Annotated in this window: 16 protein-coding genes; 8 read left to right on the forward strand and 8 right to left on the reverse strand. The window is 63.6% G+C overall.

Going from position 1 to position 15,932, the window contains the following annotated elements:
* Positions 1–35: 35 nt before the first annotated feature.
* The 3 genes from H8S57_RS09950 to H8S57_RS09960 all read left to right on the forward strand — a co-directional run bounded on the left by H8S57_RS09950 (position 36) and on the right by H8S57_RS09960 (position 3,357).
* Positions 36–1,169: a tyrosine-type recombinase/integrase gene (locus H8S57_RS09950; protein ID WP_186907933.1), complete on the forward strand. Its 1,134-nt coding sequence runs from the start codon at positions 36–38 to the stop codon at positions 1,167–1,169.
* 75 nt (positions 1,170–1,244) lie between these two features.
* The gene (locus H8S57_RS09955) at positions 1,245–1,730 is read left to right on the forward strand and encodes an RNA polymerase sigma factor (RefSeq protein ID WP_186907934.1); all 486 of its coding nucleotides are present in this window, start codon (positions 1,245–1,247) and stop codon (positions 1,728–1,730) included.
* Complete coding sequence (locus H8S57_RS09960; RefSeq protein WP_186907935.1) at positions 1,723–3,357, forward strand: hypothetical protein; 1,635 nt, start codon at positions 1,723–1,725, stop codon at positions 3,355–3,357. Before H8S57_RS09955 ends, H8S57_RS09960 begins: the two co-directional genes overlap by 8 nt.
* 77 nt (positions 3,358–3,434) lie before the next feature.
* On the opposite strand, the gene H8S57_RS09965 is transcribed toward H8S57_RS09960, so the two are convergent.
* From H8S57_RS09965 to H8S57_RS10000, 8 genes are all read right to left on the reverse strand, one after another.
* Positions 3,435–4,799: a citrate/2-methylcitrate synthase gene (locus H8S57_RS09965; RefSeq protein WP_186907936.1), complete on the reverse strand. Its 1,365-nt coding sequence runs from the start codon at positions 4,797–4,799 to the stop codon at positions 3,435–3,437.
* A gap of 178 nt (positions 4,800–4,977) precedes the next feature.
* Positions 4,978–5,901, reverse strand: coding sequence for a magnesium transporter CorA family protein (locus tag H8S57_RS09970; RefSeq protein ID WP_243204773.1), 924 nt, complete (start codon positions 5,899–5,901; stop codon positions 4,978–4,980).
* Positions 5,902–6,205: 304 nt separating this feature from the next.
* Positions 6,206–6,853: a stage II sporulation protein R gene (spoIIR, locus tag H8S57_RS09975; RefSeq protein ID WP_186907937.1), complete on the reverse strand. Its 648-nt coding sequence runs from the start codon at positions 6,851–6,853 to the stop codon at positions 6,206–6,208.
* Positions 6,854–6,924: 71 nt separating this feature from the next.
* Positions 6,925–7,797, reverse strand: a complete 873-nt coding sequence (ispE, locus tag H8S57_RS09980) for a 4-(cytidine 5'-diphospho)-2-C-methyl-D-erythritol kinase (protein WP_186907938.1) — start codon at positions 7,795–7,797, stop codon at positions 6,925–6,927.
* Positions 7,798–7,822: 25 nt separating this feature from the next.
* Entirely contained in the window at positions 7,823–9,103 is a 1,281-nt protein-coding gene (locus H8S57_RS09985; protein ID WP_186907939.1) for a DUF1015 domain-containing protein, read from the reverse strand.
* Between the two features lie 23 nt (positions 9,104–9,126).
* A complete protein-coding gene (thrH, locus tag H8S57_RS09990; RefSeq protein WP_186907940.1) occupies positions 9,127–9,729 on the reverse strand; it encodes a bifunctional phosphoserine phosphatase/homoserine phosphotransferase ThrH in 603 nt (200 codons plus the stop codon).
* 36 nt (positions 9,730–9,765) lie between these two features.
* The gene (locus H8S57_RS09995; RefSeq protein WP_186907941.1) at positions 9,766–10,953 is read right to left on the reverse strand and encodes a pyridoxal phosphate-dependent aminotransferase; all 1,188 of its coding nucleotides are present in this window, start codon (positions 10,951–10,953) and stop codon (positions 9,766–9,768) included.
* Entirely contained in the window at positions 10,950–11,429 is a 480-nt protein-coding gene (locus H8S57_RS10000) for an Lrp/AsnC family transcriptional regulator (RefSeq protein ID WP_186907942.1), read from the reverse strand. The genes H8S57_RS09995 and H8S57_RS10000 overlap by 4 nt, the downstream gene beginning before the upstream one ends.
* A 290-nt stretch (positions 11,430–11,719) precedes the next feature.
* Between H8S57_RS10000 and H8S57_RS10005 the strand changes: the two genes are divergently transcribed.
* From H8S57_RS10005 to H8S57_RS10025, 5 genes are all read left to right on the forward strand, one after another.
* Complete coding sequence (locus H8S57_RS10005; protein ID WP_186907943.1) at positions 11,720–12,043, forward strand: hypothetical protein; 324 nt, start codon at positions 11,720–11,722, stop codon at positions 12,041–12,043.
* Positions 12,040–13,098, forward strand: coding sequence for a V-type ATPase subunit (locus tag H8S57_RS10010; RefSeq protein ID WP_186907944.1), 1,059 nt, complete (start codon positions 12,040–12,042; stop codon positions 13,096–13,098). The genes H8S57_RS10005 and H8S57_RS10010 overlap by 4 nt, the downstream gene beginning before the upstream one ends.
* A gap of 36 nt (positions 13,099–13,134) precedes the next feature.
* The gene (locus H8S57_RS10015) at positions 13,135–15,081 is read left to right on the forward strand and encodes a V-type ATP synthase subunit I (RefSeq protein ID WP_186907945.1); all 1,947 of its coding nucleotides are present in this window, start codon (positions 13,135–13,137) and stop codon (positions 15,079–15,081) included.
* 15 nt (positions 15,082–15,096) lie between these two features.
* On the forward strand, positions 15,097–15,534 hold the full coding sequence (locus tag H8S57_RS10020; RefSeq protein WP_186907946.1) for an ATP synthase subunit C: 438 nt from the start codon (positions 15,097–15,099) through the stop codon (positions 15,532–15,534).
* A 73-nt stretch (positions 15,535–15,607) separates the two neighbouring features.
* The gene (locus H8S57_RS10025) at positions 15,608–15,916 is read left to right on the forward strand and encodes a V-type ATP synthase subunit F (RefSeq protein WP_186907947.1); all 309 of its coding nucleotides are present in this window, start codon (positions 15,608–15,610) and stop codon (positions 15,914–15,916) included.
* Positions 15,917–15,932 lie beyond the last annotated feature (16 nt).

Below are 15,932 nucleotides of genomic sequence, written 5' to 3' on the forward strand. Positions count from 1 at the left end.
CTCTAAATCCGTCGAAACGTGAGGAAGGGGAAGCAATGGCTAGGAAAAAAGTGGAAACCAACATTTCTTATGACGATGCAAGGCAGGTCTACTATGTCTGCATGGACCACGGCGCGGATGAAAACGGCAGGCGGGTCAAGTGCTACCGGACGTATCCCACCCTGGCCCAAGCCCGGCGGGGCCTGCGTGAATTTTCGGCGGAGCGGGACGGCCTGCGGCGGGTCTCGCCCCGTTCCATCACACTGGACCAGTGGCTGGAGTACTGGATGGAGCAGGTGATCCGGCCAAACCGCGCACAGACCACCGTCTACGGCTATGGAAAGATCATCCGCAACCATCTCTCGCCCGCCCTGGGGGACGTTCCGCTGCAAAAGCTCACGCCCCAGCACCTCCAGGGCTATTACGCAATGCTGATGGAGCAGAAGGGGCTCTCCGCCAACACCGTGCGCCGCCATCACGATCTGCTCTCCTGCGCGCTGCATCTGGCCGTGCGGCAGGACATGCTGCTGCGCAGCCCCACCGACCGGGTGGAGCCGCCACGGGTGATCCCGCAGGAGGCCCGCTTTTACACGCCGGAAGAGCTGCGGCAGCTGTTCGCTCTGGTGGAGGGACACTGGCTGGAACCCATCGTCAAGCTGGCGGGGGCGCTGGGCCTGCGGCGGGAGGAGATCTGCGGCCTGCGGTGGAGCAGCGTGGACTTCGCCCGCCGCCGGGTGCACATCAAGGAGGCCCGCACGGCTGCCGGAGCTTCCATCGTCCAAAAGGAGACCAAAAACCGCACCTCCAACCGGGTGCTCCATCTGGGGGACGAGCTGTGCCGCCTGCTCCGGCAGGAGCGCTCCGCCCAGGTCCAGCGTTCCCTTGCCAGGGGGGACGGCTGGTCGGAGGACAACTTTGTGGCGGTGGACAAGCTGGGGAAGCCTTACTCCCCCAACGCCGTATCCCTGGCCTTTACCCGTTTCATCCGCTCCCACGGCATGCCCAAGATCACCCTCCACGGTCTGCGCCACACCTTTGCCACCGTGGCCTCCGCCCAGGGCGCGCCCCTGTTCGACATTGGCCGCGCCCTGGGGCACTCCACCCCCGCCACCACCGGCAAGATCTACACCCACCTTTTGGACCAGACCCACGCCGCCACGCTGGACCGGGTGGCCGACGCCTTGAAATAACGGGCAAAAAAAGATAAGATAGATGCAATCATCCGGCCCCCTCCGGTGTGTTAAGGGCAGAAGGGAGAGTGCGCCATGGCCGCCAAGCTCAAAGGGGACGCCTCGTTCTCCTACGCATACGAGCACTATCTGGATACCGTATACCGCGTCGCCGTCCACAACGCGCCCACCCCCGGCGACGCCGAGGATGTGACGCAGGAGGTCTTCGAGGCCCTGCTCCGCTCCGGCAAGGCCTTCGGCGACGGCGAACATCTCAAGGCGTGGCTTATCCGTGTGACCATCAACCGGTGCAAAAACCTCCACCGGGCCAGGCGCCGGAACGAGGTGGCCCTTTCCGACGCGCTGGAAGCGCCCCAGCGCCCGGAGGACTCCGTGCTGGAGGAGGTGCGCGCCCTTCCTGCGCAGTACCGCAACGCCATCTACCTGCACTACTACGAGGGATATACCGCCGCGGAGATCGGCGCGCTGCTGGGGACGGGCCGCAGCACGGTGCTCACCTGGCTCGCCCGGGGGCGTAAGGCGCTGAAGCAGCGTATGATCGGAGGCTTTGAGGATGGATAAGCGCGACTATATCGCTCAGGTGGATGATCTGCGGTGTCCGCAAGCGCTGCGGGAGCGCATTGGGGCCCTGCCCGGACAGGTCCGGCGGCCCCGGCGGCACTGGCTGCCCCTGTGCGCCTGCGCGGCCGTGGTCCTGATCGGCGCGGGCGGGTTCCTCCTGCTCCAAAACGGCGGTTTGGGCGGCTCCAGCGCGGGCGGCGGCCACGAGGAGGGCAGCAGCGTCTTTCTGTCCTACGCCGGGCCGGTGTTCCCCCTGACCGTCCTGGACGGCGCGGAGCTGTCCGCCGGGCGGGAGATCACTTTGGACTTCTCCCTCTGGGATCGAACGTGGATCTCCAACCAGGAGGAGGCCGCCTCCCGCACGGAGCTGACCGAGGCCGGGCGCCGGCAGGTGCTGGACGACTATAACGAGTGGTTTCCGGACGGCGGGCGCTACGAGTCCTCCACCGACCTTCTGGTGCACGACGCTTACGTGCTGACCAATTCCACCCAGCAGGCGCAGACCGTCACGCTGCTCTATCCCTTTGTGGGACAGCTGCAGCACCTGAGCGCTCAAACCCCCACGCTGACGGTGGACGGCGTCCCGGCGGAGGCCACGCTCCGTTCCGGCGGCTATTCCGGCGGCTTCCAGGGCGCCCTGGGAGCCGACCTGATCACCGCCGAAACAGCGGGAAGCCTCAATCTGGACCAGCTGGACAGCTGGGAAGATTACAAGGCCCTGCTCTCCGACGGTTCCTATCTGGCGCAGGCCCTGGGGGACGGGCCGGACCTCAGCGGCATACCGGTCACGGTCTATCGCTTTACCGACCCCTGGGGCCCGGAGGCGAACGAGGACGTTCCCAATCCCTCCATCCGGGCGACCTTTGCGCTGGACTACAAACAGACCACGGTGCTCTCCTACGGCTTCCACTCCGGCCGGTTCGACCGGGAAAACGGCGTCATGGGGCAGGGCTTTTCCATCCGGGAGCCCGGAGAGGCCGGGTACGGCACGCCCTGTTACCTCATCATCCTGGGCGAGGATATCAGCGGCCTGACCACCCAGGGCTATGTCACCGGCGGCTGGGATACGGAGGAGACCGTGGAGGCCGGGGTGACGGTCTCCCGGTACGAAACCGATCTGGACACCGTTCTGCGGGAGACGGCGCAGCTGATGTACCGGGAGCGTCAGGAACGGCTGGAGGGGGTGGATTTCGAGCTCTATTACGGCCTGCTCCGGGACTTTCTCGCCTCTTACGGCGCGCTCTCCGACGCTCCGGCGGAGCGGTACGACGCCGGCTGGCTGGAGGAGCTGGACGTGGAATCGGTGGACCGGGTTTTTTATCTGGAAGTTCCGCTCACGATCCCCCCCGGGGAGACCGTCACGGCAGAAGCCAGCTTCCGCAAGGCGGGCAGCTTCGACTATTACTGCGCCCATACGGAAAACCAGGGCGTCTACGGGTACGACCTGGTGACGCAGCTGGGCTCTGCGCTGACCTTTTCCAGTCAGAGCGCCCGGCTGTGCGGCGCCCGGTCCGTGGAGATCGTCCGGCAGAATTTCGGTTTCGACCTGGAGCACGGCATCGACCAGGTCGTGCTGGACCCGGAGGCGGAGCATTACTATCTGGAGGTACGGCGGGCCCCGTCATAACGGCGCGGCACCTGCCTGCGGCACAGGAAAACGCCCGGCCCCATCCGATCGGATGGGGCCGGGCGTTTGGGTCAAATTCAGCGCTGGGCCATAGGCACATAAGGCTGATGGGTGCCGACGTATTTGTAGCCGGGCCGGATGATCTTGCTCATGTTGATGAGCTCCTCGATGCGGTGAGCGCTCCAGCCCGCGATGCGGGCCATGGCGAACAGCGGGGTATACAGCTCCAGCGGCAGGTCCAGCATATGGTAAACAAACCCGGAGTAAAAGTCCACGTTGGCGGAGACGCCCTTGTACATCTTCCGCTCGCCGGAGATGATCTCCGGCCCCAGCCGCTCCACCAGGGAATAAAGCTCGTACTCCTCATTGCGCCCCTTCTCCCGGGAGAGCTTCTCCACAAAGGAGCGCAGGATATTGGCCCGGGGGTCGGACAGGGAATACACCGCGTGCCCCATGCCGTAAATGAGTCCCGCCTTGTCGAAGGCCTGCTTGTCCAGCAGGGCCTGGAGGTAATGGCGCACTTCGTCCTCGTCCTTCCAGTCCCGGACGGTCTCCTTCATATCCTCAAACATGCGGATGACCTTGATGTTGGCGCCGCCGTGCTTGGGTCCTTTCAAAGAGGCCAGGGCGGCCGCCATGCAGGAATAGGTATCCGTCCCCGAGGAGGTGACCACGTGGGTGGTAAAGGTGGAGTTATTGCCGCCGCCATGCTCGGCGTGGAGGATCATGCAGATATCCAGCACGTGGGCCTCCCAGAAGGAGTAGGAGGAGTCGGCCCGGAGCAGGGAAAGGATGTTTTCCGCGGTGGACAGCTCCGGCCTGGGGGCATGGATGTACAGGGAGCTGCCGCTTTTATAGTTATACGCCTGATAGCCATACACGCTGAGCATGGGGAACAGGGCGGTCAGCTGCACGCATTGGCGCATGACGTTGGGCAGGGAGATGTCGTCGCACCGGTCGTCGTAGGAGGCCAGGTTGAGCACGCTGCGGGCCAGGGAGTTCATGATATCCTGGCTGGGCGCCTTCAGGATCACGTCCCGCACAAAATTGTTGGGCAGAGAGCGATAATAGGACAGCTGGCGCCGGAAATCCTCCAGCTCCGCGGCCTTGGGCAGGCGGCCCAGCAGCAACAGGTAGGCGGTCTCCTCAAACCCGAAGCGCCCCTCCTTCAGGGCCTGTCCCACCAGCTGTTCCACGTCGATTCCCCGGTAATAGAGCTTGCCGTCGCAGGGCAGCTCGTGCCCGTCTACGATCTTTTTGGCCACGATGTCCGAGACCTCGGTCAATCCGGCCAGCACGCCCTTTCCATTCAGGTCCCGCAGCCCGCGCTTGACATCGTAGCGGACGTAATCCTCCGGGTCAATACAGCTGTTCTCCAGAGCCAGAGCGGCCAGCGCCTCGATCTCAGGCGTCACATCACAATAGTTGGGGTTACTTGCCATTCGATGCCTCCATTCTTTTGTGGGCCCGGCGTCTGCCGCCCGGCCGGTTCCCATTGGATCCTGTGCGTATTGCTAAAAGATTAACACACAATTGTTACCAGAGTATGAATACTTCCGTAAAGTTTCGTATAAAAAAGAAAGATGCAGGAGCTCATCCTGCATCTTTCGGCACGCTTCGTCAAAACAGGTCTTTCTTTTTCAGAATGACCGCCACCGCCACAATCACCGCCGCGGCCACCACCAGCGGGAACCACCAGAACTGGTCCAGGGGCAGCCCGGCGACGTTCATCCCGTAGAAGCCGAAAACAATGTTGGGGATGGTCAGCAGGATGGTGATGGACGTGAGCACCTTCATGATCACGTTCAGGTTATTGGAGATGACGGAGGCAAACGCGTCCATCATGCCGGAAATGATGGAGGAATAGATGTTGGCCATCTCGATGGCCTGGCGCACCTCGATCAGCACGTCCTCCAGCAGGTCATGATCCTCCTCATAAAGGGTAACGATGCGGCCCCGGAGGATCTTCTCCAGGGTGACCTCGTTGGCCTTCAGAGAAGTGTTGAAATAGACCAGGGACTTCTCCAGGTCCAGCAGCTGGATCAGCTCCTTATTGCGCTGGGATTTATAGAGCTGGCGCTCCATGTAATTGTAGATCTTGTCGATCTGCTTCAGATATTGCAGGTAGCGCTTGGCCACCTGCAAAAGCATGTGGAGGATAAAGCTGGTGCGCTTTTGGGTCTCGGCGCCCCGCACCAGGCCGTCCTGCATGTCCTTCAGGATGGAGGATTCCTTCAGGCAGACGGTGATGATGTGCTTGTCGGTGACGATGATGCCCAGCGGGAGCGTGGAATACACCACCGCGTCGTCCTTCTCCACGGCGGGCAGGTCGATGATGATCAGGGTCTGCCCCTCCTCGGTATCGATACGGGAGGTCTCCTCTTCGTCCAGGGCCGCCCGCAGGAACGCGGGGTCCACGTTCAGGGTGGCGGCCACGGTGGTCAGCTCGTCTTCGCTGGGATAGGTCAGGTTGACCCAGCATCCGTCCTGGATCCCGTCCAGCCGGGTCATTTTTCCGTTGATCGTCTTGTGGATGGAGAGCAAAAAAATCACGCCTTTCCCGGCGCGCGGGCCCGAAAACGGGCACAAAAATCCCCGCGCGTCTCTAGTCTTTGCCGTCCGGTGGGAAAGTATCCCTCCCCACGCGGACACAGCGGCGACAAGGGCGTGCGGGGCAAAACGGCAAAGCCGCTCAGCCGCAGGGCCAAAGCGCCGCGCTGGGTAACTGACATTCTCGACTCAAAGGGTCGCTGCTCACGGCGCATATCACTCCTTCAGCATGTTTCGTTCGGATTCGCGCTTTTTATATTATAAGCCCGTCCGCTCCAGATTGCAAGTAAAAAGCTTGTCAGGCGGACGAGCGTTCCTCCAGCCAGCCGCGCAGCTGCTCCCAGAGCTCGATGGCCTTGAATTTGACCACGTAACCGCCCTCCTCGCCGGTAAGCAGCGCGATCTCCTCCTGGGAAAAGCCGCCCTCTGCGGCGGCCTGCGCCGCGGTCTCCGTCACAGAGCCCAGGCAGAGGGGCGGAAAGACCACGCACCACCAGTTCTGTCCGCCCCCGTCCCCGATGACCAGGCGCAGGGCGGTATACCGCCCCGCCGGAAGGGCGAAATCGGGATACTGCTTGGTGGGGAACCACACCCCGTCCTCCAGGGAGGCGGTCACCGGATAGGAATAGCCCGCCTCCCCCACCGCCTCGGCTCCGATCCCGGCCAACTCGGCCAGGCTGTCCTGAAGAGCGGCGCGCGCCTGCTCCAGGGTGGCTCCGCCGGACAGCAGCTCCCCGCTCTCCGCCAGGATACGGTCCCGGACCTGGAGCTTGAGGGCCTGATCCTCCGGGGAGTCGGAATGGGCGATCACGTGCAGGCGGATCACTTTGTCCGCCAGGGCGGACTGCTGGCCGTCCAGCCATACTCCGGCCAGAGCGGCGACCGCCACCCCCAGCAGCAGGGCCAGCTCCCACCGGCGCAGCTTTCGATTCTGTTTTTGTTGCATAAAAACACCGTCCATTATGTAGTATTACAGCAGCTACATTGTGGACGGCATTTTTGTTTTTTATACCGCAATCATTCGACCGGTTCCAATCCCTGCGCCAAAAAGGTCTCCCGATAGGTCTCCCGCAGGGCGGAACAGGCGTGTCGGGCGGCGGATGCGTCTCGGAACAGGCCGAAAACGGTGGGGCCGGTCCCGCTCATGCTGGCCCCCAGGGCGCCATACTGGATCAGGCTGTTCCGGATCTCCCCGATCTCTCCCGCACGGCGCGGGGGAAGGGCGTCCTCAAATACGTTGTACATCCGCCGGGCCACGCCCGCCAGGTCGCCCGCTTCCAGCGCGCCCAGCAGGCCCAGGGTATCCGGACGGCGGCGCAGGCGCACGCCGTCGATGCGCTCGAACAGGTCCGGCGTGGAAACGGAAAACGCCGGCTTGCACAAAACCACATGGCAGCGGGGCAGCGGCGGCAGCGGCGTGAGCCGTTCCCCCCGTCCCTCCGCCAGGGCGGTGCCGCCCCGGACGCAATAGGGCACGTCGGACCCCACCCGAGCGCCGATCTCCGCCAGCTCCGCGGAAGACAGGCCCAGCCTCATCAGGCGGTTGAGGCCCCGCAGCACGGCGGCGGCGTCAGCGCTGCCCCCGGCCAGCCCCGCGCATACCGGAATGGTCTTCCACAGGTCGATGGCCAGCCCCTCGGAGGACACGCCCGCCGCCTCGCACAGGCGCAGGGCGGCCACCGCCGCCAGATTCTTTTCATTGGAGGGCAAAAAGCCCAGATCGGTCGTCATGCGCAGGGGCCTGCCGGTACCGGTCTCCAGCCGGATGCGGTCGGACAGGGTCACGCTCTGCATCACCATGCGCATCTCGTGATATCCGTCCGCCCGGCGGCCCAGCACATCCAGCGCGAGATTCAGCTTGGCATAGGCCCGCACTTCCAGCACTGCCATGGAAAAACGCCTTCTTCCTTTGCGATCAGCGGATCTTCCGCGCTTCCAGATAGAAGCGCTTGTCGTGGGCCTCCCCCATGGAGAAGGTTTTGCGGGGGAGGACCCCGTCATGGATCACGGTGGGAAACAGCTGCTGCTTGCCCATGGCGGGCAGCAGGAAGCCGAGGTTGCCCGGCTTGAGGGAGAGCTCCCGCGTCACGCCGGCGCCGTGGATGTAGTCGACGCGGCCCCCATGCAGGCGGGTGTACTCGTCCAGGAAGCTCTGAAGCGTGCCCACCTCCAGTTGGGCCTGAGGATGGGGCACGGTAACGGCTCCGCAGCCGTCGGCGTGGACATAGCGCAGCACATGGCCCTCCCCCTCGCCCGAATAGGCGCCGGGGTACGCCTCCAGCAGCGCTTCCAGCAGCGCCTCCGGCTCCACGCCGAAGGCCACACGGTGGATGGGCTCGAACTCCAGGGAAGCGTCGTGGAGGTTCACCAGCTCACACAGGGCGTAGCGGGCGGGCAGGTCCGTCCACTGGTCCGGGCTGGTCAGGCGCTTCTGCCGCTCGTAGCATTCCTTTGCGGTGGCCAGAGAGTGGTTGCCGTCTCCCACGGCAAAGAGAAGCACCGGCTCGTCCTGCGTGCCGTAGCGGGCGTTGAAGGCGGCCGGGTCGGCCAGTGCGCGCAGGGCGGCGGCCACCTGTTCCGCCGCGGCCCGGTCCAGTCTCCAGCCGGACACGCGGCCGCCGTGCTCCATCAATTCGAAGTCATAGAGCGCCTCGAAGTCCCCCTTCCGTGCCGTCAGGGGCTCGATCACCGTTTTGTCCGGATCGTCGGTGAGCAGCATCACGTGGGGCAGCTCCAAAGGGGCGTTTTTCCGCACCGCCACGCGGGGCGGGATGCGGGAGAGGACCGTGCCCTCGGTGGCGCGCACCTGGGCGGCGGCGCCGGGCTCATAGTCGTACTGCTCCAGATCCACCTTGCCCACCAGGCCCCGGCGCAGGCGCCCGTTGGAGAGCCGCCGCTCCACGTAGATCAGGCTTTCGGGCAGTTCTCTGAAGCAGCCCTCCCGCAGATAGCGGGTCATGGTGTTGTTTACCTCCACGATGTCGGTCTCCACATTGGGCCCGTCCAGGCAGCTCTCCGGCAGGATGAGCCGCAGGGCGGACGGCGCGGCGCCCACGGTTTCCTCCACCCGCTGCCAATACTCCGGCTGAGAGGTATACTGGTCGCAGGCCACCACGGACCATTTCCCGTAAGCACAGTTCTGGGGCAGCAGGACATCCGCCGGGGAAAACGCCAGGCCGTCAAATTGCTGTGTCATGTTCCTCACCCGCCTTTGCAGCGTTAGTCCATCGCCGCTTTGATGGCGGCCAGAAGCTCGTCGAAGGTCTCGTAGGCGGGCAGCTCTGGGTGGTCCGCCTTGATCTTGTCGGTGCTCTTGAACAGGAAACCCGCCTTACTGGCCTGGATCATCCCCAGATCGTTGTAGCTGTCCCCGCTGGCGATGGTCTCATACCCGATGGACTGCAGCGCCCGCACGGTCGTCAGCTTGGACTGGGGGCAGCGCATCCGAAAACCGGTGATGCTCCCGTCGCCGGCCACCTCCAGCGTATTGCAGAAGATGGTGGGCCAGTCCAGCTTTTTCATCAGGGGCTTGGCAAACTGCTCAAAGGTATCGCTGAGAATAATGACCTGGGTCAGTGTGCGCAGCTCGTCTAAAAACTCCTTCGCGCCGGGCAGCGGATCGATGCCGGCGATGGTCTGCTGGATCTCCTTCAGGCCCAGGCGATGCTCCCGGAGGATGTTCAGGCGGTACTGCATCAGCTTGTTGTAGTCGGGCTCGTCCCGGGTGGTGCGCTTGAGCTCGGGGATCCCGCTGGCCTGGGCAAATGCGATCCAGATCTCGGGCACCAGTACGCCCTCCATATCCAGACAAGTAATGTACATTCGTGTTTCCTCCTGTTTTGATCGTATGACGGGGCGTTACTCCTCCCGCGCCTGCTTCTTTTTCAGGTTGGTCAGGAAGTTGTCCATGCGGGTCAGCGCCTCGGCAATGTCCTTCATACTGGTGGCATAGCAGCAGCGGACGAAGCCCTCGCCCCCGGCTCCGAAGGCGGAGCCGGCGATCACGGCCACCTTCTCTTCCATCAAAAAGCGCTCGCAGAAGTCATCGGAGGACAGCCCCGTGCTCCGGATATCCGGGAACACATAGAAGGCCCCCTTGGGTTCGAAGCAGGGCAGGCCGATGCGGCGCAGGCCCTCCACCAGATAGCGGCGGCGGCCGTCGTACTCGTCCCGCATGGCCTCGATATCCCTGTCGCCGTTGCGCATGGCCTCAATGGCGGCATACTGGCTCACCGTGGGGGCGGACATAATGCCGAACTGGTGGAGCTTGAGCATCTGCTGGATGATCTCGGCCGGGCCGCACACATAGCCCATGCGCCAGCCGGTCATGGCGTGGGATTTGGAGAAGCCGTTGACCACGATGGTGCGGTCTTTCAGCTGGGGCAGGTTGGCCGGGGAGACGTGGTGCTGGCCGTAGGTCAGCTCGGCGTAGATCTCGTCGGAGAGGACCATGATATCGGTGCCCTCCAGCACCTGGGCCACCGCCTCCAGGTCCGCCCGCTCCATGATGCCGCCGGTGGGGTTGCAGGGGAACGGGAGCACCAACAGCTTGGTGCGGGGCGTGATGGCGCTTTTGAGCGCTTCGGCGGTAAGGCGGAACTCGTGCTCCGCCTTCAGTTCCAGATACACCGGCGTTCCGCCCGCCATGGAGGTCAGCGGGCCGTAGCACACAAAGGAAGGCACCGGCACGATGACCTCGTCCCCCGGGTTGAGCAGGCAGCGCAGCGTCAGGTCGATGGCCTCGCTTCCGCCCACGGTGACAATGATCTGTTTGGCAAAATCATACTGCAGGTCGAAGCGGCGGTTCAGGTAGGCCGCAATTTCCCGGCGCAGCTCGGCCATACCGGCGTTTCCGGTGTACTTGGTGAAGCCCTTTTCCAGGGAGTAGATCCCGGCGTCCCGGATGTGCCAGGGGGTAACAAAATCCGGCTCCCCGATGCCCAGAGAGATGGCGTCTTTCATCTCCTCCAGAATATCGAAAAACCGGCGGATGCCGGAGGGCTTTACGTCCTTGATGCGTTCGGACAGAAGCGTATCGTAGTTCATGAGAAGATCCACTCCTTCGCCTGCTGCTCCTGCTTCTCAAAAATCAGGTGCTTTTCTTTGTATTTGTGAAGAATGAAGTGGGTGGCGGTCCCGGTCACATCCTCCAGGGTGGACAGGCGCTCCCCCACGAACTGGGCGACCTCCTTCAGGGTACGGCCGGAAATGATGACGGTCAGGTCGTAGGCGCCGCTCATGAGGTAGACGCTCTCCACCTCGTCGTACTGGTAGATGCGCTCGGCCACCCGGTCAAAGCCCTCGCCCCGCTGTGGGGTCACCTTCACCTCGATGAGTGCGGTGACCGACTCCCGGTCGGTCCGGTCCCAGTCCACGATGGCCTTATAGCCCAAAATGACCTTCTCTTCTTCATACTTCCGGATCGCCGCCTTGGCTTCTTCTTCCGTCATACCGGCCATGGATGCAAGCTGTCCGGTGGTCAGCGTGCAATCGTCTTCCAAAAGCTGGAGCAACTTTTTCATTGCCATCCCTCCTGCTGATTCGTTTCCATCATGATTGTACCTCTATAATGAGCCTAATTGGATCTTATTATATACGACTGCGCAGCCGATTACAATAGAGCAATTCAAACTCATCCTTCCTGCACAAACTCCGCTGAAAGAACAAGCCGTATCTTTGGGAATCTTAGTCTATATTTCCCGTAGAAAACCGAAAACAGGAGTGATATGATAATGTCTCCCGGAACCGTACCGCGCGTTCTTCCGGCGTTTGGAACGGTTCCAAACTTTCGCATGCTTCGGAGGTGTTCGGTATGGAATACGCGGATATGATCAGCCGGATCGTAGCGGCGGAGCACAACGCCAGGGCACTGGTGCAGCAGGCCAAGGAGAAGGAGTCCCACCTCCAGGAGGACCTGGACGGAGATCTTGCCCGCATGCGGGAATCCTATCTGGAGCGGGCCCGCCACCGCCTGAGCCTGGTGGAACAGGAGGAGCAGGCTGCGGCGGCCGAGTCGATCCAGCGGTGGGATCAAAAGCTGGAAGAGGCCCTCAGCGCCGTGGAGTCCTCCTACGAAAAAAATAAGGAGCGCTGGGTGGACACCCTGTTCTCCATGATCGTGGGCACAGCGCCGTGACCGGGGGACAAGCCCAATACGGCGCCCTGGCGGCCAAAGTAAAGGCGCTGTACGGCAAGCGGCTGCGTCTGGAGGACTTTCAGCACATGGCCGCTTTCAAAAGCGAGGCGGAGGTGCTGGAGTACCTGCGCGCCCACCCCAGCTGGAGCCGGGCCTCCGGCGTGCTCTCCACCGCCGGGTGGGACTATGTGGGCCGGGTGGAGGTGGAGGCCGCCCTCTGGAACGAGCTGCGGCTGGAATACCTGAGCCTGAGCCACTTCGTGCCCCGGCAGGACCGCGCTCTGATGGACTTCCGCGTCCGCATCGCGGAATACCAGGCGCTGCTCAACGCCCTCCGGCGGCTGCGCACCGGCAAATACGCCAAGGGCATGCCGCCCCCCTCCCCCATCGTGCTCCGGGGGAAGGTGGACTACCGCGCGCTGGAGGCCGCCCGCAGCTACGACGCCATCCTGGACGCCGCCCGCGGGAGCATCTACGCGCCCACGCTGCTCCACCTGCGTCCCGCGCCGGGCGCTCCCCTGCCGGACTACACGGTGTGCGAGTCTCTGCTGCGCTCGGCCTATTTTGCCCACATGCTGCGCATCGTCCGCAAGCAGTACGGCGGCGATACCCGGCAGGTTCTGCTGCGCTCCTTCGGGGAGCAGATCGACCTTTTGAACCTGATGCATGTGCTGCGGCTGAAGACCTATTTCCCCGGTACCGCCGCAGACACGTGTCTGACCATGCTCTATCCGTTCCAGTACCGGCTGAAGCCTGCCATGATCCACGCCCTGTGCGCCGCACCCGATGCCGCGGCGGTCTTCGCCCTGATCCGTCAGACTCCCTATGCCGCCAGCTTTGAGCGCGTGGAGGCGGCGGAGGTGGAGGAATATTACCGCCGGGCCTTTTACGCCTTCAACCGGCGCTGCCTGCTTACCGGGCCCCCTTCGATTTATACCGCCGTCGCTTATCTGGATCTGAAAGAGCTGGAACTGCAGGTGGTGGTGAATGTGATCGAATCGGTGAAATACGGCGTGCCTTACAACGAAAATCTCGCCCGACTGGTGGGGCAATGACGCCCCCCGGAGGCGATCACGGAAGGAGATGACGCCATGTCCGTCGTACCTATGAAGCTGCTCACCATGGCCGGGCCGCTGGAGCGGTTCGACGAAGTGGTGCGCACCTGCGTCATCGATCAGCAATTTCACCCTGAGAGCACCCTTCAGATGATGCACGGGGTAAAAGGCCTGATGGCGCTGGACTACAGCAATCCCTACGCCGCTCTGCTGCGCCGGGCGGAGGAGGTGGCCGACGAGGCGGGCGTGCCCCTGGATTACGCCCCCTTCGATCCGTCCCTGGATTCCGACGGCCTTTCGGCCTACTTCGACCAGCTGGAGCAGGAGATGCTCTCGCTGAAGCGGCGGCAGCAGACGCTTCAGCAGCAGGCGGAGGAGTCCCGCACCGCAGCGGAGCAGCTGGAGAACCTGCGGGGCCTGGGCACCGATCTGGATGAGCTGTGGGGTCTGGACTATGTCCGCTTCCGCTACGGCTGGATGCCCCGGGAGACCTTTGACAGCTTTCAGGTGACCCTGAACGACGAAGAGGACATTTTTTTCTTTCCCACCACCCTGGGCTCCCACCGGGTCTACGGAGTATACTTTACCACCCAGGAGGCCCACCGGAGGGTGGACACGCTCTTCAACTCCCTTCACTTCACCCGCATCCATATCGACGTTCAGCCCCACGGCACCGCCGAGGCCGCCATCGCGGCCCTGGGCCGTCAGGCGGAGCAGGACGCGCTGGCAGCCGACCAGGCCGGGCGGGCCCTGGCCACCCGGCGGGCGGAGGAACGAAAGCGCCTGCTCTCCGGCTACTCCTATCTGCGCTATCAGAACGAGTGTTACGACCTGCGGCGGTATGCCTGCCGCAGCCGGGACAGCTTCTACCTGTCCGGCTGGGTGCCCGCGGAGGCGGTGAACGCCTTTCAGGAGAAGATGAGCCGGTTTCCCAACCTGTCCTGCGTGGTGGACGACGCGGGAGACGTGGAGTACCTGAAGCCCCCCACCAAGCTGAAAAACAGCTTTCTGGGCCGGGTGTTCCAGCCCTTTTTGGAGATGTACGGACTGCCCGCCTACAACGAAGCCGATCCCTCTCTCTTCATGGCCCTCACCTACTGCCTGTTCTTCGGCATCATGTTCGGAGACCTGGGCCAGGGGCTCTGCCTGGCCCTCATCGGGCTGGTGCTGGCCCGGTGGAAGAAATTGTGGCTGGGCAACATCATCGCCTGCTGCGGCCTGTCCGGCGCGGTGTTCGGCTGCGTATACGGCAGCGTCTTCGGTTTTGAGGATCTCCTGCCCGGCTTCAAGATCATGGAGGAGAGCACGCTCTCCGGCCTGGGCGTGGTGAGCAACGTGCTGCTGCTGCTGGTCGCCTCCATCCTGCTGGGCGTGTTTATGCTGCTGCTGGTGATGGTCATCAACATCTGCAACGGCGTGCGCCAGAAAAATTATGAAAAGATCCTGTTTGGTCCCAATGGGGCGGCGGGCATCGTCTTCTACGCCGGCGTTCTCATCGCCGGCGCGTCCGCTCTGCTGGGCGTGGATCTGGTTACCCCCGCCTATGTGCTTGGGGTGCTGGTGCTGCCGCTGGCGCTCATGCTCCTGCGCCAGCCTCTGTCCAAGCTGCTCGCCCGCGAAGCGGACTGGTACAAATTCAGCGTGGGCGAGGTGCTGGGCACCGGGTTCTTCGAGCTGTTCGAAACCCTGCTCAGCTACCTGACCAACACGCTGTCCTTCATGCGGGTGGGCGCTTACGCCATCACCCATGTGGGACTGATGCTGGTGGTGCACATGCTGGCCGAACTCTCCGGCGGCGTGGGCGGACCGGCGGGCATCGCGGTGCTGATCCTGGGCAATCTCTTCGTGATGGGCTTTGAGGGCCTGCTGGTGGGCATCCAGGTGCTGCGTCTGGAATTCTACGAGCTGTTCGGCCGCTTTTACGACGACGGCGGCGTGGCCTTTGCGCCGAAGCAAATCAACTATTCCAGCCGTGTCAATTGATTGGAGGAATCTGAAATGGTCAAATACGTGGTTCTGCTCTTTGCCGCCGGCGCGGTTTTCTCCCCCCTGTTTCTGATCGGCATCCGCCGCTATACCGGTCAAAAGGCCAAGCGGGCCCTGGGCGCCAACATCGCCAGCTTCTTCGCCTGCCTGATCCTGGCCAGCGCGGCCGGCATCGGCGGCACCGCCTCCGCAGCCGACGTTACGGCAGCCGCGGCGGCGGCCGGCGCCGGCGCCGGTCTGGCCGAAGGCCTCAAGTACGTGGGCGCCGCCCTGGCCGTGGGCCTGAGCGGCATCGGCGGCGGCATCGCCGTGGCCTCCTCCGCCTCCGCCGCCCTGGGCGCCATCTCGGAAAATGACAAGGCCTTCGGCAAGGCCCTCATCTTCGTGGGGCTTGCCGAAGGCGTGGCCCTGTACGGCCTGATCGTGGCGCTGCTGCTCCTGTTCGTATAACGGCGGATTTCCGCAAACACGTTTCCCCGGGCCCCATGCACTGGGCCCGGCGGAACGGCTGTGAGGCTGTTTTATGAAATACTTTGTCATCACCGACAGCACCGATACCCAGGTGGGCCTGCGCCTGGCCGGGATCGAGGGCGTAGTGGTCCGGGAGGAGTCCCAGGTGCGCTCCGCCGTGGAGGCCGCCGCCGCCGACCCGGAGATCGCCGTGCTGCTCATCACCGAGAAGCTGGCCGCGCTGTGCGGGGACCTCATCATCCCCATGAAGCAGAGCGCCCAGCGCCCCCTGGTGGTGGAGATCCCCGACCGCCACAGCGCCGGGCGCTCCCCCGATTCCATCACCCGCTATATCCGCGAGGCCATCGGCGTCAAGCTCTGATGCGCTTCTAAGGAGG

Source organism: Lawsonibacter hominis (assembly GCF_014287895.1).
Classification (GTDB): domain Bacteria; phylum Bacillota; class Clostridia; order Oscillospirales; family Oscillospiraceae; genus Lawsonibacter_A; species Lawsonibacter_A hominis.